General features: G+C 53.0%; 19 protein-coding genes. 2 read left to right on the plus strand and 17 right to left on the minus strand.

The window, feature by feature from the left end:
* Nucleotides 1-185: 185 nt before the first annotated feature.
* From PRIO_RS23480 to PRIO_RS23530, 11 genes are all read right to left on the minus strand, one after another.
* Nucleotides 186-857, minus strand: a complete 672-nt coding sequence (locus tag PRIO_RS23480) for a YitT family protein (RefSeq protein ID WP_039790603.1) — start codon at nt 855-857, stop codon at nt 186-188.
* Between the two features lie 351 nt (nt 858-1,208).
* On the minus strand, nt 1,209-1,709 hold the full coding sequence (locus PRIO_RS23485) for a Crp/Fnr family transcriptional regulator (protein WP_020431600.1): 501 nt from the start codon (nt 1,707-1,709) through the stop codon (nt 1,209-1,211).
* Between the two features lie 200 nt (nt 1,710-1,909).
* Nucleotides 1,910-2,443, minus strand: a complete 534-nt coding sequence (cysC, locus tag PRIO_RS23490; RefSeq protein ID WP_020431599.1) for an adenylyl-sulfate kinase — start codon at nt 2,441-2,443, stop codon at nt 1,910-1,912.
* Nucleotides 2,440-3,312, minus strand: a complete 873-nt coding sequence (locus PRIO_RS23495; protein WP_020431598.1) for an STM4011 family radical SAM protein — start codon at nt 3,310-3,312, stop codon at nt 2,440-2,442. Before PRIO_RS23495 ends, cysC begins: the two co-directional genes overlap by 4 nt.
* On the minus strand, nt 3,309-4,694 hold the full coding sequence (locus PRIO_RS23500; RefSeq protein ID WP_020431597.1) for an STM4012 family radical SAM protein: 1,386 nt from the start codon (nt 4,692-4,694) through the stop codon (nt 3,309-3,311). The genes PRIO_RS23495 and PRIO_RS23500 overlap by 4 nt, the downstream gene beginning before the upstream one ends.
* Nucleotides 4,695-4,730: 36 nt before the next feature.
* Nucleotides 4,731-5,516, minus strand: a complete 786-nt coding sequence (locus tag PRIO_RS23505) for an STM4013/SEN3800 family hydrolase (RefSeq protein WP_020431596.1) — start codon at nt 5,514-5,516, stop codon at nt 4,731-4,733.
* Nucleotides 5,513-6,757, minus strand: coding sequence for an STM4014 family protein (locus PRIO_RS23510; protein WP_046504942.1), 1,245 nt, complete (start codon nt 6,755-6,757; stop codon nt 5,513-5,515). Before PRIO_RS23510 ends, PRIO_RS23505 begins: the two co-directional genes overlap by 4 nt.
* Complete coding sequence (locus PRIO_RS23515) at nt 6,757-7,602, minus strand: STM4015 family protein (RefSeq protein ID WP_046504945.1); 846 nt, start codon at nt 7,600-7,602, stop codon at nt 6,757-6,759. Before PRIO_RS23515 ends, PRIO_RS23510 begins: the two co-directional genes overlap by 1 nt.
* Nucleotides 7,603-8,883: 1,281 nt before the next feature.
* Complete coding sequence (locus tag PRIO_RS23520) at nt 8,884-10,824, minus strand: PTS fructose transporter subunit IIABC (RefSeq protein WP_020431593.1); 1,941 nt, start codon at nt 10,822-10,824, stop codon at nt 8,884-8,886.
* A 39-nt stretch (nt 10,825-10,863) separates the two neighbouring features.
* The gene (gene pfkB / locus PRIO_RS23525; RefSeq protein WP_020431591.1) at nt 10,864-11,775 is read right to left on the minus strand and encodes a 1-phosphofructokinase; all 912 of its coding nucleotides are present in this window, start codon (nt 11,773-11,775) and stop codon (nt 10,864-10,866) included.
* 32 nt (nt 11,776-11,807) lie between these two features.
* The gene (locus tag PRIO_RS23530) at nt 11,808-12,569 is read right to left on the minus strand and encodes a DeoR/GlpR family DNA-binding transcription regulator (RefSeq protein ID WP_020431589.1); all 762 of its coding nucleotides are present in this window, start codon (nt 12,567-12,569) and stop codon (nt 11,808-11,810) included.
* 402 nt (nt 12,570-12,971) lie between these two features.
* Here PRIO_RS23530 and PRIO_RS36955 point away from each other — a divergent pair, with 402 nt between their 5' ends.
* Nucleotides 12,972-13,268, plus strand: coding sequence for a hypothetical protein (locus PRIO_RS36955; protein WP_020431587.1), 297 nt, complete (start codon nt 12,972-12,974; stop codon nt 13,266-13,268).
* Between the two features lie 18 nt (nt 13,269-13,286).
* Here the strand turns inward: PRIO_RS36955 and PRIO_RS23540 are convergent, their stop codons facing one another.
* On the minus strand, nt 13,287-13,760 hold the full coding sequence (locus PRIO_RS23540; RefSeq protein ID WP_020431584.1) for a general stress protein: 474 nt from the start codon (nt 13,758-13,760) through the stop codon (nt 13,287-13,289).
* A gap of 164 nt (nt 13,761-13,924) precedes the next feature.
* Between PRIO_RS23540 and PRIO_RS23545 the strand changes: the two genes are divergently transcribed.
* The gene (locus PRIO_RS23545; RefSeq protein WP_020431582.1) at nt 13,925-15,025 is read left to right on the plus strand and encodes an AI-2E family transporter; all 1,101 of its coding nucleotides are present in this window, start codon (nt 13,925-13,927) and stop codon (nt 15,023-15,025) included.
* Nucleotides 15,026-15,357: 332 nt separating this feature from the next.
* Here PRIO_RS23545 and PRIO_RS36960 read toward each other — a convergent pair whose 3' ends face one another.
* The 5 genes from PRIO_RS36960 to PRIO_RS23570 all read right to left on the minus strand — a co-directional run bounded on the left by PRIO_RS36960 (nt 15,358) and on the right by PRIO_RS23570 (nt 18,327).
* A complete protein-coding gene (locus PRIO_RS36960) occupies nt 15,358-15,573 on the minus strand; it encodes a hypothetical protein (RefSeq protein WP_052741404.1) in 216 nt (71 codons plus the stop codon).
* A gap of 62 nt (nt 15,574-15,635) precedes the next feature.
* Nucleotides 15,636-16,583 carry an IS110 family RNA-guided transposase gene (locus PRIO_RS23555; RefSeq protein ID WP_046501296.1) on the minus strand — a complete coding sequence of 316 codons (948 nt, stop codon included), beginning with the start codon at nt 16,581-16,583 and terminating at the stop codon, nt 15,636-15,638.
* A gap of 108 nt (nt 16,584-16,691) precedes the next feature.
* On the minus strand, nt 16,692-16,889 hold the full coding sequence (locus PRIO_RS23560) for a hypothetical protein (protein ID WP_046503097.1): 198 nt from the start codon (nt 16,887-16,889) through the stop codon (nt 16,692-16,694).
* Between the two features lie 333 nt (nt 16,890-17,222).
* Nucleotides 17,223-17,627: a hypothetical protein gene (locus PRIO_RS23565; protein WP_020427215.1), complete on the minus strand. Its 405-nt coding sequence runs from the start codon at nt 17,625-17,627 to the stop codon at nt 17,223-17,225.
* A gap of 31 nt (nt 17,628-17,658) precedes the next feature.
* Nucleotides 17,659-18,327 carry a uracil-DNA glycosylase gene (locus PRIO_RS23570; protein WP_020427216.1) on the minus strand — a complete coding sequence of 223 codons (669 nt, stop codon included), beginning with the start codon at nt 18,325-18,327 and terminating at the stop codon, nt 17,659-17,661.
* Nucleotides 18,328-18,382: the final 55 nt, after the last annotated feature.

The raw sequence follows: 18,382 nt of genomic DNA on the forward strand, positions 1-18,382 counted from the left end.
TTCTCACTTTGCTATGTAATCCTATGTCTGAACAGCTGAGATATATACGCGTCCCGTTCTTCACTGGTTTCAGGATGACTCCAAAAATATTTTCACACCAAAACCTGATACAAAAAAGGCCAGCCCGTTGTTCATTTGGCTGACCTTTTCGCTTATCCCTGAAACAGGGGCTGATTCTGAACTTGTCACATTACGGTGCCGTCGTGCGGCTTGCTTAGTGTGGGCTGAATGGTTGGAGCTTTGCCCAGCTTAGGTCTGCCAAGTGAGGTTGTAAACGTAATAACGTAGCCGGCTACGACTACTGCCATTACTGTGTACAGCGTTTCCTTGAGAGGCATGTAGAAAAGCGATAATGCCAGAACGATTACATCCATCAGGATAAATACGGTTCCTACCTTAATCCCCTTCCATTCACTGATCAGCAGCGACAAAATGTCGTCACCGCCGCTTGCCCCGCCGCCGCGCAGGACCATTCCTGCTCCTAGACCTGTCAGTACACCGGACAACAGCGCCGCGAGCGGCAGGTTATCCTGCAAATTGATCACCCATCCGGAATACCGTTCCATCAGACTGTAGAATACCGTGAAGGCCCCTACGGAGATGAAGGTGTTCAAGACGAACGCTCTCCCTTTGAAGATCATCGCAATTAAGAGTACTGGAATGTCTAAGATTAGAATTGTTAAAGAAGGCGAAATGCCTAGCACATATTTGCCAAGCAGCGATAAGCCTACAAATCCGCCCTCGGTCAAATGATTCTGATAATTAATGTGATAATAAGTAAATGCAAGCAGCAATGTTCCGGACAAAATGATAGTGAGTCGTAGCGGCATTCCCATGCCACTGTCTTGTTTCCTCATACAGGTCTCCCCTTATCGTATATGGCGGCTTAGACATCTGCCAAGCCTCTACGACGGGTCTGACCGGAGGAAGTGTTACTCCTTCGCATACAATACTCCCTTCCCTCGCAGAGGCGGCTAACGTCAATAAACAACGATTCGCGCACTTTCTACAGGGAAGCTAAGTATAAGACAGATCATAACGTTTCCAAATCGTCCTTTGGGGAATCGTCCTTCGGGGACACATGGTATCCTGATCCTTTCTCTAATTTGATATGTTCTGAATAGATTATACCACGCGGAAGTACCAGTCTAAACAAGTTTCCATTAAAAAGCATAAAGAATCATGTAAAAATTCTGTAAAAACGGCATTTAACCCGGATTACGCAGCAGACGGTTGACCGTCTCCCGCCGCACGCCAATCAGCTGCCCGATCTCCTCCTGTGTCAATAAATCCGTCAGCTCTGCGCCATGGGAATATTCAAGAAGCCAGCGTTTCAGCAGATCCAGCCGCTCTCCGGGAGTGCCAACCGTAAGGTGGTCCAGGCGGGTCTGCATGAAACGCACCTTCTCTTGAAGCAGCAAGGCGATCTCCATCACCTTATCCGGATCTTCGCGCAGCTCCCGGTACCATTCCGCTGCCGGGACAAGCTCCACTTCACTTTTCATCATCGCTACAGCCGTTCCATGCGCCTCCTTCGGTGAAATGAGTGAATGATGGGGGACGGTCTCCCCGGGGTACAAGAGATTGAACAGCACCATGTTCCCATTCTCATGCAGCCGGATTACCTTAAAGAGTCCGCTCTTCACCTGAAACAGATTCTGGCAGGCATCCCCTTGGCGGAACAGGACCTCTCCTTTATGCAAAATCATCCCGCTCTCTCCTTTATATTCTCAGTATGTATTACTCTATTCTACAAAATGTAAAGAAACCCTGTACCAAATTGCAGGCAGGGCACGATTTAGTCAAATTTACCAGAAGTTGAGCCATATTAAGCTAAACTCACTCCTGCCCTTTTATTAGTTGAACGTCCCGCTTAATAGTGCGCTCTGCCGGTTCAATGCCGACTGGCCTACCCTTGCTGCTGCCGTTTCTCCAGCCAAGCCAGCAGTTCATCAGCACAATCCTCCGGCGGATGTTTGGCCGTGTATAACGTAAGCTCGGGGCTGGCAGGAGCCTCATAAGGATCGGAGATGCCGGTAAAAGAGGGAAGCTCGCCACGGCGGGCTTTGGCATATAAGCCTTTGACATCCCGTGCTTCGCAAATCTCCAGCGGACAATTCACGTACACTTCTACGAATCCGGGCAGCTGCTGCCGGGCATGGCTGCGCATTTCGGCATAAGGACTGATCAGCGAGATCACCGTTATCACACCATGCCGGTTCAGCAGCTCCGCAACATAGACCGCCCGGCGGATGTTCTCGAAGCGGTCTTCCCGGCTGAATCCGAGTCCGCGTCCGATGCTGCGCCGCAGCTCATCCCCGTCCAGCCATTCCACGGCCTGCCCGGCTGCCCGCAGCCTGTCTGTAACCAGCGCGGCAACCGTAGATTTGCCGGCCCCGGACAGCCCCGTGAGCCAGAGGGTAATTCCCCGGTTGACACTCATTCTTTTCCCTCCCGTACCCCGCAGGGGATTCGTTCCAGCAGCCCGGCTCCGTACACCTGCTGCAGCTGCAGCTCAGGCATATGGATATACCCGATATAGCAGTCACAGACCTTCATGCGGCAGCTCCGTTCCGCCGATAAGCCTTCCAGCCCGTCCCGGTAGAGGTTGCCGATAACTCCCCTGTCCTTATAGCAGCGTTTGACCTGGCCGGGACCCTGCACATAGAACACACTGCTGCCTGCACCGCAGGCTTTGCCCAGGCTTTCGTAGTCCCTCGCATTGAGCATGAAATACGGATCTATGCCGCTGAGGAAGGCTATATCTTCCCCCGTATAATAATTGGGCTTATCCTTGTAGGCATTCACCCACAAATAGACTTCTTCCGGCAGGGCTGCACGAAGGGAAGCTATGGCCTCAAAGCTGCTTCGAATCCCGACGCTGCCCACACTGAGTGGAATGCCCTGCTCATACACAGCCATACATTGAGCAAGAAACCGCTGCTCCGTGACCTGACCCGGATGGTAGGTTGCCCAGAAGGCGGCCTTGTGCGGGTTCAGCCGGGCAGCGAAATCAAGCCCGGCCGACAGATTAGTCTGAATGGCCACCTTGTCGATATGGTCCAGATTGGAGAGCGTGATCATGGCCTCTTTATACCAGCGGTGAATCAGCGCCTCGCCGTAAGGATTGAAGAAGATAGACAGGCAGTGGCCTTCGGCTCCCTGGGCGGAAGCCCAGCGGACAAACGCCTCCAGCTCCTCGCGGTCCTTGGCAAGGCGCTCCGCACTGTCTCTGGTTTTGCCAAATGGACAATAAGGGCAATCATAGTTGCAGGAGGTGAGTGCGCCCCGGTAGTAAAGAACAGCTCTCATGGCAAAACAAACCTTTCCATCTGTTCCCTGATTTCGCCTGAAATAAACCAGTCGCCGATTGAATCAGAGTAGCCGAGGCCTTCCGGGGTCAAGCGCAATCTGCCTTCTTCTTCCCTGCCCAGGCCGCTCTGCAGCAGCAGCCCCAGCTCCGGGTGATCCCTCCACAGGGAAGATCCAAACCGCCCGCTGTAGTCCGCCAGCTTCAGTCCTTCGCTGTGCAGAACCGCCTTCAGAATATACCGCCGCTTCTGCTCTTCCAGGCTTAACACAATGCCATAATCTGCCGTGTCGTAGCGTTCAGCCGCAACGTAATCGGCGATAATGCTCTCCGTAGCCTTGCGGCTGACTCCGTAACGGGACGCATAATGCACATTCCGGGTATAGGATCTGGCTCCGCAGCCCAAGCCTACCATCCCTTCCTCCTGGCAACTGTAATCTATGATTGATTTGTGCGTTCCGGCGGTTGCCCTGGCAAAGCGGCGCATGGAATATTGAGTGTAGCCATGCTCTGCCAAAAGCTGTTGCGCAGCCCTATAACATTCATGGCGGATGTCCGTCTGCCGCCGGATATCCTCCGGTTTCACGATCGTATGATCACGCGTATACAGCGGATAAATAAAAATTTCCTCCGGCTCATGGTTAACCGCCTGCTCCAGGGAATACAGCCAGGAGTCTACAGTCTGACCCGGGAGACCGTAGATCAGATCCAGATTCAGAACAGGAAAATCATACAGCTTCAGCAGCTCCAGCGCCCGGTATACCTCATCGGGATTCTGCGGGCGGTAAATGGCTGCCGACTCGGCAGCGACAAAGCTCTGGATGCCCATGCTGACCCGGTCCACGGTATGCTCCTTCAGGATATTCAGCTTGTCCTCTGTCAGCGTCTCGGGAGAGGTTTCTACCGAGATCGAAGCCGAGGCCGGGTCCAAACCCATGATATCCTCAGCAATCCGGAACAGCCTGCGGAGCTGTGCTGGAGCAAGCAAGCTGGGGGTGCCGCCCCCGATGGCGAACCTTGCAAACGGCTTGCCGCCGGTGAATGCTGCCCACTGCCTGGCCTGGCGCTCCAAAGCATCCACATACACGGTATGCACCTCCGCCCGCTTGTCAGGCAGGGTGAACAGGTTGCAGAAGCCGCAGCGCGCGCCGCAAAAAGGAATGTGCATATACAGAAAAAAGCTCTCCGCAGGCTCCTCCCGCCAAAGCGGCTCCAGCGGAACCGGCGGATTAAGGTCGCGGTAAGCGGTTTTGTGCGGATAGGAATATAGATAGTTGCGGTAAGGATCAGCGGTAATGTGTTCTCTCCACTGCGTAACGTCCTCCGAAGGGAATGGTGTTCTTCCGTCATCGCGGAGATGCAGGGGAGGCTGTGTTGACGTCATACGGTCTCCATCCTTTCGGTAAAATCGGGTGAATGGCTAAAGGAAAAACTCCCGGTAAGGGACATTCCACACGGTTTCATGCGCCAGCCTGTGTCCATGGTAGCCATCTTCGCCGAAAGCCTCGCCATGATCTGAAAAAGCCAGGCAAAAGACCGGATTGCCGCGTTCACGAAAGGCCCCGAACAGCCGGCCCAGCTCGCCGTCGACATAACGCAGCGCAGCGCGCTGGGTGTCTATGGAATCTTTGCGAGCACCCGGCACAAAATAGTGATTCGGCCCGTGGATCGCCGAGACATTCAGAAACAGGAACAGCCTCTGATCCAGCGGGGTGTCCTTCAGCAGCTTCAGGGCATGGTTCACCTGATGTTCTGTGGACCGGGGATTCGTGACCCCGAACGTCATCCGCCAGTAGCTGTGCTGGAAATAGCCCGGCAGGACCCGGGCGAGCGGTACTTTTTTGCTAAAAAAAATCACGCCCCCAATGCAAAGGGTCCGATAACCGGCAGCGGCAAGCCCTGACACAACATCCGGCGTATCAAACAGCCAGGTGTCGGGATGGGTCTTCATCCCGGTGTTCCGCGAGTGGAACAGCCTCACATGCCGGGATTTGTCCGTGGTAGCCGGGGTAGGCAAAAAACCGCCGAAAAAGGCATGATGCGCGGCATAGGTGAAGCTCCCGGGGGTATGCCTTTTTTCCCAGGAACCGGTCCCGCACAGATTGGGGCAGTTCGCTTCCTCCAGAACCGCAGCATCATAGCGGAGCGTGTCGAGTGTAATCATCAGCAGATCGTGGCTGCCGACAACAGCATTCATGTCTGTCATAAGTGTCCTTCCTTTATGAGTTGCTTCAGTTCCCATTCATAGGTGCCAAATCCTTGATACTCTACGTCATAGAGCAGATCTCCAAAAGGATTGACATCCGCGGCATAGGTTAGTTGAGAGCCTGCGGATACCAGCACATCTATACCTGCAACACATGATCCGGGAAAAGCCGCCAGCGCCCGGACCGCCGTCTTCCGCACCTGTTCCTGAGTCTCCACGGAAAGCCCGGCCGCTGCCGGGGACATCCGGCGGCTGCGCAGATGAAGATTGGTGATCGGTGTGGTGCTTACCCGGGCAATGGAGTGGCAGGCTTCGCCCAGTACCACCAGCTGGCGGATGTCAAGCGAAGCACCTTCTGCACCTGTTTTGGGAATCCACTGCTCGGCATATGCCCCATGGCGGCAGAGCCAGTTGATCAATCCGGCAATCGTTCGGCTGTCCGTATAACGCCGCAGCTTGCCGGAATTATAATAAATGGGGGGACGGGTAATATAATTCTCAACCCCCACGGTAGTCACCGCAATCTCTGCCCCGGTGGACGGATTCACCTGGTAGGCAATGACACCGGAAGCAGCGGACCCGCAGGCCAGCTTAATAAAAACCCGGTGCATCCGCTGTCGGATCATCTGTTCACGGATGGAGCTGTAGTCTTCAAGTGTCTGCTCTGCGCTAAGCGGACGCGGAATTCTGACACCCGCAGCGGCCAGAAGCTGCTGGGTACGCCGTTTGTCGGTCATATCCGCGATATCCTGCGGATCATTCAGCCACCGCGAATCCGGCAGAAGGAGAGCCGCGTCCTTCCGAAGCCTGGCCAGCAGGCGGCAGTAGCCGCGAAACCACTGGGAAGGATGATGCAGCACACCGGGCATGTCCTGAAGCCTGCCGGCGGTTCTGCAGCTTAGCGGAAACGGATCAGGCCTCTGCCCAAAGGGATGCAGGGCATCACTGCAATCCCCGGCATCCGGCGCTCCGAGCGTAATTAAGGCCCGCTCTACCTCAAAGCTGCCGCCCGGCGAGTCCAGCCGGAGCAGCGGCGCGGACGGTCCGGCGCAAGAGGCTGCTGTCCGCTGCGGGTACCCCGCCGCCTCCAGCAGCTCGGCCAGCGTCCGGCCGGCCAGCAGGCCGGTATACGGCAGAATGACCGCCGGCGGCAGCCCCAAACGGCTTCTGGCCTGTTGAATTCCGCCAGTCCGCTTGTCACCGGGAATGCCGATGACGATCAGCGGCCGGGTCTCCTTCATCACTCTGTAATAGAAGGGTACCGCCAGTCTTCGTCATCATCGGTGGTCTGGCGGTCGCTGACATCGGCAGGCAAGCCGCTGCTCTGCCAGCGCGCAAGCATTTCATCAGACATATAGTGATGGCTGAGGTTCAGCGCCTTCAAGCTTTTGATCCGCTCGCTGGCCAGAAGCACCTCCGCACCTTCGTCACTAAGCGTTCCCATGGACAAGTCTAGTGTATCCAGCTGGTCCAGAATAGGGGCATCAGCAACCGCTATGGCAATTTCATCCTGGATTTCGCTGTTTTTCAGGGCAAGGTATGTAAGCTTGGGGAATTTCCCCGGCTCCATAAGCGGAATAAGATCTGCAAGGCTGCCGTCAAAACCATAATCCTCCACACCAAGGTACAGCTCCAGCTTGCGCAGATTCGGCAGCTCAGAAGCCGCGATTTGGGCCAGAACGGCTTTGCCCAGTCCCCCGGTAATAATAATTAGTTCTTCCAGCTTGTCATGCTGCAGCTTACTCAGGCTCAGCCCGTTCCCGCCCTGAATCGTCAGCGATTGAAGCTCCGGAAAAGCCGGCAGCAGCGGAGAAAGATCACTTTGCGTAATCCACGAAATCTCACATTCCTCATAGCCCATCTCACCGATGAACAGCTTGCGGAGCGCCGGAAAGCTGGCGCTGTGTTTTACGAGCGCTTTTACAACATCCTCCGAGCTGTTCTCATATGCCTGGCCCCAGTCTCCGATAATAAGGCTGCTCAGCGATGCAGCTTCGGGACTTGCGCTTAAGCTTTCAATCGCTGTTTCTATCCGCTGGCCATCCTCAAATTCATCGTACCCAATCGCAAGCTTTACTTCCGACATGAATAATCCCTCCCGGCAAATTTTGGCTATAAATCACCCTAACATCTTCGGGGACGGTTGGTCAAATGAATCCAATTGCTGCCGGTGAAGCCGGCTCTGTCAAACCGGTAGACACTGGTTGTTAAGTACCTTTTCAGTGAAAAGAGCATCTAGCTCCTTCTATTCCTGTCCGTGTAGCGAATAATGCAGATAAAGCTGAGAGAGTTTCTGACACTTTAGTATAAGCTATGTTCTGTCCGGGCATTGTGCTGGTCACTAGGGTAGAGGGAATTGGGCGCAAGCGGCACCTTCCTGCCTGAGCAGCAACCCGCGCAAAGAACGGTATTTCTGCTGTTGTTTTCAACACTTCTCGTCCTAAATCGCTCAACTACGGCAATTGCTCTTGGGCCGATTGCACCTGTATTTCTACACCTCAGCACCGGTTTTACCTATAACAACGGCACTATGCCGTTGTCTTGTCTAAAGCCACTAATCTGCTTATATCTAGCTATTCAAAAGTACTTCTACCTCTCATTCCTCCCTGTAGCCCAAGAACACCTAATTCAGAGGTATTTATACCTCTCATTTCACTTCGTAGCCCGGAAACACCTAACTCAAAAGTATTTTTACCTCATTCACCAATATGCTCGTTGGTGGGATGGTGTATAGGTAGTGTGTAAAGGGAGAACGTGCCTATAGCGTTTCATTAGCTGGCTTCATCAGTTGGTCAGGTGGAAAAAGTATCACTAATTTGCTTAAGCCTCCAGTAAACCGGCAAGCTAAGTGGAAAAAGGTACACTAATTTAGCCTATTTCACCCCAGGCAAGGGAATATCATCGAAATAAGTTCCCTTTTTCCACTTAATCCTCGCGATTGTTGATTTCTGAGGAATTTAAGTTCCCTTTTTCCACTTAGCTGGCCAATGGGATCGCCTAACAACGGCATTTCCGCCGTTGCTTCTACAACTGAAGCGGAGAACCTTGCGCCTTATGCATAAAATAACCCCACAAAGCGGGGCTTTTGCATGAAAGTTGATTCAGATACTTTGCGGAGGCCCAGATGTACGCTTTCTGACACTTTGCGGAGACCCTAATGTCTGCTTTCTGACACTTTGCCGAGGCCCTAATGTATGCCTTCAGATACTTTGCGGGGCCTAGATGTATGCTTTCGGATACTTTGCGGAGGCCCTAATGTATGCTTTCTGTACGCTTTCTGACACGTTAACAAAAAGGGCTGCCCTCACCCGCAGAATAAACTCTGCATAAAGATGACGATGGGCAGCCCCTTCAGATTTGATTATACTCAGCCGGTCTTGAGCGGCTTCTTCCAGAGGCCGAGTGTCAGACCGGAGATGACAGAGCCGATCAGCACGGCAAGGATGAACAGCAAGGCATTGCTGGAGAGCGCAGCCACGAAGATACCGCCGTGCGGTGCGGGAACGTTGAGATTCCACAGCTGGGTCAGGCCGCCTGCAACGGCTGAACCTATGATGCAGGAAGTCAGGACACGCAGCGGGTCGGCAGCAGCAAAGGGAATCGCCCCTTCGGTAATAAACGACAATCCGAGCACATAGTTGGTCAGGCCTGATTTGCGTTCCGTTTCGGTGAACTTATGCTTGAAGAACGTAGTAGCCAGTGCGATGGCCAGCGGAGGAACCATACCTCCGGCCATTACTGCCGCCATCATCAGTCCGTTGGTGTTGCCGCTGGAGGTAAATACGCCGATGGCAAACGTGTAAGCGGCTTTGTTGAACGGCCCCCCCATATCAATAGCCATCATTCCACCAAGAATCAATCCCAGCAGAACGGCATTGCCTGTTCCCAGGTGGTTGAGCCCGTCGATCAGACCTTCATTAATCCAGCTGAACACCGGATCGAACAGGTAGAACATAATCCCGCCGGTAATCAGCAGGCTGAATACGGGATAGAGCAGGATCGGCTTCAGTCCGTCCAGTGTCTTGGGCAGACCGGCAAACGTTTTGCGGAGCAGGATGACCACATAACCGGCCAGGAACCCGGCAGCCAGACCGCCAAGGAAGCCGGCGTTGGAATTAAGGGCCATATACCCGCCGACCATACCCGGCATCAGGGCCGGACGGTCACCGATGCTGAGCGCGATGAAGCCGGCCAGGATCGGAATCAGGAAGTGGAAGGCGCCGTCGCCGCCGCCAATGGTCTGAAGCAGCTTGACGATCGGATTATCCACACTCGCCACCTGTTCAATCAGGAAGGAGATCGCCAGCAGGATCCCGCCGCCGACTACGAACGGCAGCATGTGCGAGATGCCGTTCATCAGATCCTTGTAGATTCGGCTGCCGATGCTGCCCGATTTGACTGCCGGAGCCTCATCGCCGCCGCGCCCTTCGCTGCGGTAAATCGGGGCTTCCCCCTTCACCGCTTTGGTGATCAGCTCTTCAGGCTTGCGGATGCCGTCACTTACCGGTCTTTGCAGCACCGGCTTGCCGGCGAAGCGGGCCATCTCCACATTTTTGTCCGCAGCGATGATCACGCCGCTCGCCCGGGCGATTTCGTCCGCGGTCAGCACATTCTGGGCACCTTCTGAACCATTCGTCTCGACGCGGATATTGACGCCCATTTCCTTGGCTTTTTTCTTCAGTGCATCTTCCGCCATATAGGTATGGGCAATCCCTGTAGGACAAGCAGTTACGGCAACGACGAAGCTCTGGGAAGCCGGGTTGCCCACAATCACACGTTCGGGTGCCTCCTGTTTGGTTCCGCCGGCGCTGGCTGCATTGGCTGCTTCCTCTGCCTTCGCCTTAGCTTCAGCTTCAGCCTGTTTGGCATCAAACAAAGCCACCACCTCATCCGGTGTCCCGGCATTCATCAATGCTTCGATGAAGTCGCTTTCAATAAGCAGCCTCGACAACGCAGCCAATGTGCGCATGTGCATATTCCCCGCTCCCTCAGGTGCGGCAATCATGAAGAACAGCTTTGCAGGCTCTTCGTCCAGAGAGGCAAAGTCTACGCCCGCTGCGCTTTTGGCAAATACAACAGTCGGTTCGTTGACAGCTCTGGTTTTGGCATGCGGCATGGCGATTCCCCCGCCGATACCGGTGCTGGACTGCGCTTCGCGTTCCAGAATCTTTTTCTTGAACAAAACGGGATCATTAATCCGGCCGCTGGCCGCAAGGCTGGCGATCAGTTCATCAATCGCCGCTTCCTTGGACACCGCCTGAAGATTCATGATCATCGTTTCTTTTACCAACAGATCAGTAATTTTCATTACAATCCACTCCCTTTAATCACAAGTGTGCTGCTTGACTTATAGCTGTTCAATCTGAATCTGGCTCTTCAGCTGCCCGATAAGCGCTCTGTCCGCGAGATCATCCGAGAAGGCCGTTGCACTGCCTGAAGCCACGCCTGTCCGGAAGGCCTCCAGCACATCACCGGTAAGAGACAGTGTACCGACGAATCCGGCAATCATGGAGTCCCCCGCTCCTACCGAGTTCTTCACCTGACCCTTGGGTGCATTGGCACAGTACACACCCTGATCCGAAATGAAAAGCGCACCCTCACCTGCCATAGACACCAGAACATATCGTGCACCTGATTCCATCAATCTGCGGCCGTAGGTAATAATCTCATCTCTGGAGCCGATGCTGACACCGAACAGCTCTGCCAGCTCATGATGATTGGGTTTTACCAGCAGCGGCTCCTGAGCCAGCGCATCCTTCAAGGCCTGACCTGTTGTGTCGATTACAAACTCAGCCTTTTTGCTTTTGCATTCCGCAATCAGCCTGCTGTAGAAGCTTCCGCCCAGCGAAGGCGGAGCGCTTCCCGACAAAACCAGAATATCTCCGGCCTGCAGCGCTTCAAGCTTAGCCAGTAAAGCTTCCGCCTCCTCCTCACGGATCACAGGTCCGGTTCCGTTAATTTCCGTTTCCTCAGCAGCCTTCAGCTTGATGTTAATCCGGGTGTCCTCGGCTACCGTTACGAAATCACTGGAGATTTGCTCTTCATCCAGCCATTGCCCGATATATCTTCCGGTAAAGCCCCCCAGGAAGCCAGTTGCGGTATTGCTTACTCCAAGCTGGTTCAGCACACGGGAGACATTGATTCCTTTGCCGCCGGGGAGCTTGAGATCGCGTTGCATCCGGTTTAAACCGCCGAGCGTCAAATCTTCAACTTCCACGATATAATCGATGGAAGGATTAAGCGTTACAGTATAGATCATGGTTATCCCTCTTTATTGTGGTATTCTGGCCCTCACACCAAGGTATAGTCGAGGTCCAGGCCTTCCAGCCCGCGAATGAAGCCTTCAGGTGCCCCTGTATCCAGAATGCAGTGATCGATTTCCTGCAGGTCACCCACTTTGCAAAAAGACACCTGGCCAATCTTGCTGTGGTCAGCCAGCAGGATAGCCTGCTTGGCGACAGAAATCATTTTGCGTTTGGTAGCGGCTTCCAGCATGTTCGGTGTGGTGATGCCTTCATGTATATCCAGCCCGTTCGTCCCGATAAAAGCTTTGTCTACCCGGACCATTTCCAGCGAACGCTCCGTCATCGGCCCGACAAAAGCAAGTGTATCCGGCCGCAGCATCCCTCCGGTGATCGAAACCTCGATATTGCGGCAATCCTTCAGCTCATTCAACGCAATCATGGAATTGGTGATGACCTTAAGGTTCGAGAACGTCTTCAATGCTCTGGCGATCTGCAGTGTTGTGGTTCCTCCATCCAGGAGGATGGCGTCACCTTCCTGAATCATCTCTACAGCCTTGCGGGCGATCCGCTGCTTCTCTTCAAGAAACCGGTCGGCTTTGTCCGGAAACGCCGCTTCAAAATTCACACTCTGCAGCGAAACCGCTCCGCCGTGCGTGCGTTTCAGCAGCCGTGCTTCTTCAAGCTCCTTCAAATCGCGGCGGACGGTGGATTCAGACACGCCCAGATCCTGGCTAAGCTCCTGTACGGACGCCCGGGTATGCCTTTCGACAAACTGGACGATGCTCCTTTTGCGTTCTTCTTCAAACATGGTGCCCGCTCCTTGTGAACAGCACAGATTAGGAAAACAACGGTTTTGCTATCTATCGATAATCAAAATGATCAAATTCACGCTCACAAAGTGATCATTATTGACCGTTTGTGCTCATTTATGATTGTAACAGCGTTTACATCTGGTGTAAAGTGATTTTTCTTTGGCTTATTTTCTCTTCACGCAGCACAAATATACCCTGCCCCCAAAGTTTGTTTGTCCGCGCAATGAATCCCTTTTTTATGCAAAAAATCAGGCTGCTCATTTCCGCTCATTTTTGCTCATTTCCGTCCGGCTGTTTAGAAAAACTCTGTTCAGAAATATCCTCTCATTCGCCTATTCCCCCCCGGCGCCGTTAGACATATTTTATATTACATATGGGAAAAAGCAGGTGAACAGGAGATGGCCTATAAAAACAATAACTCTAGATCCAGTAATAACGGGAATGGCGGCAAAGACGGCAATAGTACTAAGGGCAGCAGCGACACCCTCCCCGAAACCGAGGAACTGGATGCGGAAGACTATGCCATTATTGCAGCCGGGCTGACAGCACTGGGCGACATCTTCGCCTTCTTATCTCTCGTGAAAGCCAAGCAGGTAACCAAAGAAACCGGGGGCCAGGCCGGCATAGATCCGCTTCTGTTCATACGATCGAAAAAAAATAAAGCAGCGAAACGGAAAAACCGTCCACTGCTTTGATCTTCGGTTCAAGTGTGCTCAGGGAGAGCCTGGCGGAATGGCGTGATGCTGTTCAAACAAGGTGCTTACCGCTTGCTGGTTCTGCTTTTCTTCCAGGGTTACAATGACAATAATATGTTCCTTGCCGGCATGGCGGGCGTAGATTTCCGCATCCTCCTGCGGAATTCCGATGCTGATCAGACTGACGGCGAGACCATCCCCTTCCAGATCGGCTCCCGCCAGCTTCCGGGCTGCCGGACCGGCCGCTACAGCTGTATCAGGCAGCATTTCCAGTCCGACTCCCAGCGCTTTGGCGGTTCCGAACAAGCCTTCATTCCCCTCGCCGGATTCTGTCCGGCCAATCCCCGTGTCGTGGCTGATCCTCTTCAGCGTATTCTTTTGCTTCGTCACCACCGAGATCTGCTTCGGCTTGACTCCCTGTTCCCGGACAGCCTCAATCGCCAATGCAGCGTCGCTCGGATGTTCAAAAATCCCCACAACCAGTATCGTCATCTCTCATTCCTCCTGTTAAAGCGATATTAACCTCAGCTTCCCGCGGCTAACCAGAGTAATCACAGGTTCCAGGCAAGCGATACCCTGAATCATTCTACCGGAATTCGGTTATAAAGATAGAATCGATACATATTGCTATAATTGAGAGATCAGGGGGTGCCGTTATGCTGCAAAGCAAATATTTTAGGACATGTCTGGCCATTATCGCTTTTTTGACAATTCTGTATCTGGGCTCCAAAGTCGTTTTTCTGATTACACCATTGGTAGCTATCTTCAATCTGCTGCTTGTGCCGATGATGCTGTCAGGCTTTATGTATTATTTGTTGCGTCCGCTCGTCAATTTCCTGGAGAGCAAGAAACTGAACCGCATGCTGTCTATTCTGCTGATCTATGTCGTGTTCATCGGATTGTTTGTCCTCTTCTGGGTGCTGGTCTGGCCAACGCTGCGCGAGCAAATCCAGAATTTTATCGACAATACTCCTTATCTTGTACAGGGAATTCAGGAACAGTTCAATAAGCTGCAAAGCGATCCTTACTTTTCCCGCTTCTTCAAGGGGGACGCCGATCTGACAGCACGGATATCGGGTTACTTGAGCGATACCATCACCTGGGTGACCAATTCCATGTCCAATCTGATCAGTGTGGTATCAAGCATTGTAGTGGTCATTGCTACTCTGCCTATTATTCTCTACTACATGCTGAAGGATGGACATAAGCTCTCCCCCATTTTGCTCAGCCTGGTGCCAAGAAAGTACCGCAAGGAAGGACAGGACATGCTGCAGGATATCGACAGTGCGCTCAGCGGATTTATTGTTACAAGAGTGCTGCTGAACGTGGTGCTGGGGGCCATGCTCTATGTGGGGTTCCTGATTATCGGGCTGCCTTATTCCCTGATGCTTGCCATCATTTCTATCCCGCTTAATTTCATTCCGTATGTCGGCTCGCTGCTGGCAGCTGTCCCGGTTGTGATCGTGGGCTTTATTGAATCCCCCACGATGGCTATCTGGTCGGTGGTGGTTATAATCATCGCCCAGCAGATCCAGGATAATGTGCTTTCCCCGATTATTTACGGCAAATCGCTGGATGTGCATCCGCTGACCACTGTAGTGCTGGTGCTGGTGGGAGGCGATTTCTACGGGATCATCGGCGTATTAATCGCGCTTCCGGTCTATATGATCCTCAAAATCATTTTCCTGCGGATTTACGAGATTATCATTGCTGAGCGTGTGGAAGAGGTTACGGTTGTCAAGGAAGAGCAGCTTTGACCCGGGCCAGCCAGGTTATACGCGAACAAAAACGGCTGTGCCGTCCTCTCACGGGACAGCGCAGCCGACTTGGTTCTAGCGTTACCTGGAGAACGACTCCCCATGAATCCTACGGCAACTTTTTAAGTGGAAAAAGGTTATCTAATTTGCCGGAGTACCCTACCCTCGGGCAGATGAAGTGGAAAAAGGGACACTAATTCAGCCCATTTCGCCATTGGAGCAGAAATGTGGCCCATTTTATACGAAAATAACTTTGTCGCTTCACAGCTCGAAAGTAAATTTTGCTTTAAAGATCCCCTATATCGGAACTTCATTTTTTTAAAAAGTGGGTATCATGTAATAGGTGTCAGTTCCACTTGGTAGCCTAGCTTTTGAAGTTTTTTAATCAGGTAATTTGCGGTCTGCTCTGGGGTGTTCAGATATTCCGTCCCCAGCTCGGTATAGGGGACTTTATCCCGAAGCATCACATACATGATTCGGATCATCGCATGGGCTAAAGCGACGATGGCTTTCTGTTTTCCTGCCCGTTTCACGATCCGACTGTACATAGCGGAAAGCCGATTATTCTTGGACTTGCTCGCTGCCCAAGCGCACTGGACGAGTACGGCTTTCAGACCTCGGTTCCCGCGTTGGTTCTTTTTACTTTTTTTTTACCGGCGCTCTCATGGTTGGCTGGACACACCCCGACCCAAGAGGCCAGATGAGCTTCACTTGGAAAAGGAGACACGTCGGTACCCAGTTCCGCCACGATGCTCGCCGCGGCATCCGTGCTCACGCCTGGAATGGTATCCAGCAGTTCAATTTCCTTCCTGTATGGTTGCACCAGTTCCTCAATTTCAGCTTCCAACGTCTGCATTTCACTCTCCAGATACTGCAAATGATCCCAATGACGCCGGATCATCTTCCGGTGATGCAGACGTAGTCGGCCGTTCATCGCTTCGACCAGTGAAGGCACCTTCATCTTCAGCCGGGTATGCACCAGCTTGCGGACCTCATGCACCTCCAGCACTTCGCCATTCACAATCGAGTCCAGTAGCGCACGACCGGAAACGCCAAAAAGATCGGAGACATACGTGGTCAGTTTAATGTTGGCATCTTGTAGAATTTTGTGAATCCGGTTCTTTTCTTGCGTCGCGTTTTGCTTAAGCTTGCGCAGATACCGGGTAAGGTCACGCAAATCGCGGATGGGCTCGTCCGGGACAAAGCTTCCCTCAATCAAGCCGCAGCGGTGGAGCTTGGCGATCCACTCGGCATCCTTGACGTCGGTCTTCTTCCCGGGCATATTGCGGATGCGTTGCGGGTTGGCCAGCGTGATCGTACAGGTGCTTTCTAGAATGTTCCACACGGGTTTCCAAAAGACCCCTGTACTTTCCATGGCAATCTCGGTACATCCCTGCTGCTCCAGCCACTCCTGTAATCTCAAAAGCTCGCGGGTCGTGGTTCCAAACGTCTCGATCACGGACTTGGGTTTCTTCTCCAGGGGGCCACTCAGTAGACAAACCACCACCGTCTCCTGATGAATATCCAACCCGGCACAGCGTTCACGAATGGCATCCATATTCCCTACCTCCAAGCTAAAAGTATGCGTGGATCATGCAACCTAAAGAGGTGAAATTTTATACACGTGCTCGTGGCAACACTCGGCGATCCTCGTCGTTGCAGTTGGTCAGATTAGGTTACGGGATGTTTCACCAATATTGAATCGACCTCTGATCCACAGCACGATTTTACCAAATATATACTCTGACTTCACCTGATTTTCATGACCGACGGTGGCCGCCAGGCCATGGGTGATTAGGTTTACTTTTTCCACTTCAATCTCAGGATTTCTTAATTTTCGGAAAAATAAGTTCCCTTTTTCCAACTAGCACCTGCGAAGAAGCCGGTAAAGACGGATCGCCCTATTCCTTCGCGATCGATCCGCAGCCGTTACGGACAGGAGAGACGTTATGGATAGAAGCTTCGGCTATTCCGCAGGGCTAACGGACAGAGATGCCTTTATTTGTCCCTTTCCCCTTGATTCCAGGCTCCATCGAACGTGATAACGTCTCCTGAGTCCGTAACTGTAGATAAAGTAAGATTTTTGGCAAAATAAGGGTTCCTCTGTCCGCTTCAGTCGGCTCCTTGGAGACCCTAGGTTAAAAAAGACGCAAGCCTCTCTCACGGAGAAACCTGCGTCTTTTGCTGCTGGAACCGTTCAGCCCCGGAGGGAACGTACTACAAAGACATGGCTGCCTTTCAGCAGATTCTGTCCATCCTTCAGCGTAACGGAGCCCTTGGTATGAGAAGTAATTGTTGTATTGTAAGCAATCAGCTGATCGCCCTTCCAGACGGTTACTGCCGATTTGAAATAGATCGCATTGTCGAACTGCTGGCGTTCTCTCATGACGTATCCGACCGCATGCAGCGTCGGGGCCAGGGCTCTCTCCTTGGGGGCCAGAGCCTTGATGAATACAATGTCACGAAAAGGCACCGTGATTTCCTGATGGCCAATTACTGCCACCGAAGCCGCCGGGTCCCATTTGCGCAGAACACCCTTCATGATCGTGTAGGGTTCTTCGCCGCAGTACATAATGACGGGCCTGCCTACCCAATGCTTCATGGCCCCACCCCCTTTGCTGTGTCTGAGCTGACTATATATTCGGTATGGACCAATCTATTCCCTGTAAGCCATGCGACTCCAGATACTGGTTGGCCCGGGAAAACGGCCGGCTGCCCAGAAACCCCCGGTGCGCCGAGAATGGGCTGGGATGCGGAGACTGGATTACCAGGTGGCGGCTGCGGTCGATATAGGCCCCTTTTTGCTGGGCATGGCTGCCCCACAGGATAAAAACCAGAGGCGCCTTCCGCTCATTCAGCTTCTCCATCACCGCATCGGTGAAAGTCTCCCAGCCCAGCCCTTTATGGGAGTTCGGCTGGCCTTCCCGTACGGTCAGTACAGCATTCAGCAGCAGCACCCCTTCCTCTGCCCAATGCAGCAGCGAGCCGTGGTTCGGAATGGAAACACCCATGTCATCATGCAGTTCTGTGTAGATATTGCGCAGGGAAGGCGGTACCCGCACTCCCGGTTTGACCGAGAAGCTGAGTCCATGTGCCTGTCCTGCTCCATGATAGGGGTCCTGCCCCAGAATAACTACCCGCGTGCTGTTGTATGGCGTCAGCTTAAGTGCCGAGAACAGTTCCTCCTTAGGCGGGTAGACCGTGTACTGCTTGTACTCCCGTGCCAGCGCATAACGCAGCTCCTGAAAATAGGGCTTCTGCGTTTCTTCCTGCAGGATATCATCCCAATCGTTGCCAAACATCTCCGTTCTCCTTCCGCTCCCATGCGTGTTATTCATTCATTACCTGTTATTACCC

The sequence above is a fragment of the Paenibacillus riograndensis SBR5 genome, assembly GCF_000981585.1.
GTDB lineage: Bacteria > Bacillota > Bacilli > Paenibacillales > Paenibacillaceae > Paenibacillus_AQ > Paenibacillus_AQ riograndensis.

What these genes read in the sequence shown, in the direction of transcription:
- PRIO_RS23530 (WP_020431589.1), bottom strand. Translation starts at nt 12,569, where the DNA reads ATGTTTGAAGAAGAACGCAAAAGGAGCATCGTCCAGTTTGTCGAAAGG.
- PRIO_RS36960 (WP_052741404.1), bottom strand. Translation starts at nt 15,573, where the DNA reads ATGTACAGTCGGATCGTGAAACGGGCAGGAAAACAGAAAGCCATCGTC.
- PRIO_RS23570 (WP_020427216.1), bottom strand. Translation starts at nt 18,327, where the DNA reads ATGTTTGGCAACGATTGGGATGATATCCTGCAGGAAGAAACGCAGAAG.
- PRIO_RS23480 (WP_039790603.1), bottom strand. Translation starts at nt 857, where the DNA reads ATGAGGAAACAAGACAGTGGCATGGGAATGCCGCTACGACTCACTATC.
- PRIO_RS23485 (WP_020431600.1), bottom strand. Translation starts at nt 1,709, where the DNA reads ATGATTTTGCATAAAGGAGAGGTCCTGTTCCGCCAAGGGGATGCCTGC.
- PRIO_RS23555 (WP_046501296.1), bottom strand. Translation starts at nt 16,583, where the DNA reads ATGGATGCCATTCGTGAACGCTGTGCCGGGTTGGATATTCATCAGGAG.
- PRIO_RS23500 (WP_020431597.1), bottom strand. Translation starts at nt 4,694, where the DNA reads ATGACGTCAACACAGCCTCCCCTGCATCTCCGCGATGACGGAAGAACA.
- PRIO_RS23495 (WP_020431598.1), bottom strand. Translation starts at nt 3,312, where the DNA reads ATGAGAGCTGTTCTTTACTACCGGGGCGCACTCACCTCCTGCAACTAT.
- PRIO_RS23520 (WP_020431593.1), bottom strand. Translation starts at nt 10,824, where the DNA reads ATGAAAATTACTGATCTGTTGGTAAAAGAAACGATGATCATGAATCTT.
- PRIO_RS23565 (WP_020427215.1), bottom strand. Translation starts at nt 17,627, where the DNA reads ATGAAGCATTGGGTAGGCAGGCCCGTCATTATGTACTGCGGCGAAGAA.
- PRIO_RS23545 (WP_020431582.1), top strand. Translation starts at nt 13,925, where the DNA reads ATGCTGCAAAGCAAATATTTTAGGACATGTCTGGCCATTATCGCTTTT.
- PRIO_RS23515 (WP_046504945.1), bottom strand. Translation starts at nt 7,602, where the DNA reads ATGTCGGAAGTAAAGCTTGCGATTGGGTACGATGAATTTGAGGATGGC.
- PRIO_RS23505 (WP_020431596.1), bottom strand. Translation starts at nt 5,516, where the DNA reads ATGACAGACATGAATGCTGTTGTCGGCAGCCACGATCTGCTGATGATT.
- PRIO_RS23510 (WP_046504942.1), bottom strand. Translation starts at nt 6,757, where the DNA reads ATGAAGGAGACCCGGCCGCTGATCGTCATCGGCATTCCCGGTGACAAG.
- cysC (WP_020431599.1), bottom strand. Translation starts at nt 2,443, where the DNA reads ATGAGTGTCAACCGGGGAATTACCCTCTGGCTCACGGGGCTGTCCGGG.
- pfkB (WP_020431591.1), bottom strand. Translation starts at nt 11,775, where the DNA reads ATGATCTATACTGTAACGCTTAATCCTTCCATCGATTATATCGTGGAA.
- PRIO_RS23540 (WP_020431584.1), bottom strand. Translation starts at nt 13,760, where the DNA reads ATGACGATACTGGTTGTGGGGATTTTTGAACATCCGAGCGACGCTGCA.
- PRIO_RS36955 (WP_020431587.1), top strand. Translation starts at nt 12,972, where the DNA reads ATGGCCTATAAAAACAATAACTCTAGATCCAGTAATAACGGGAATGGC.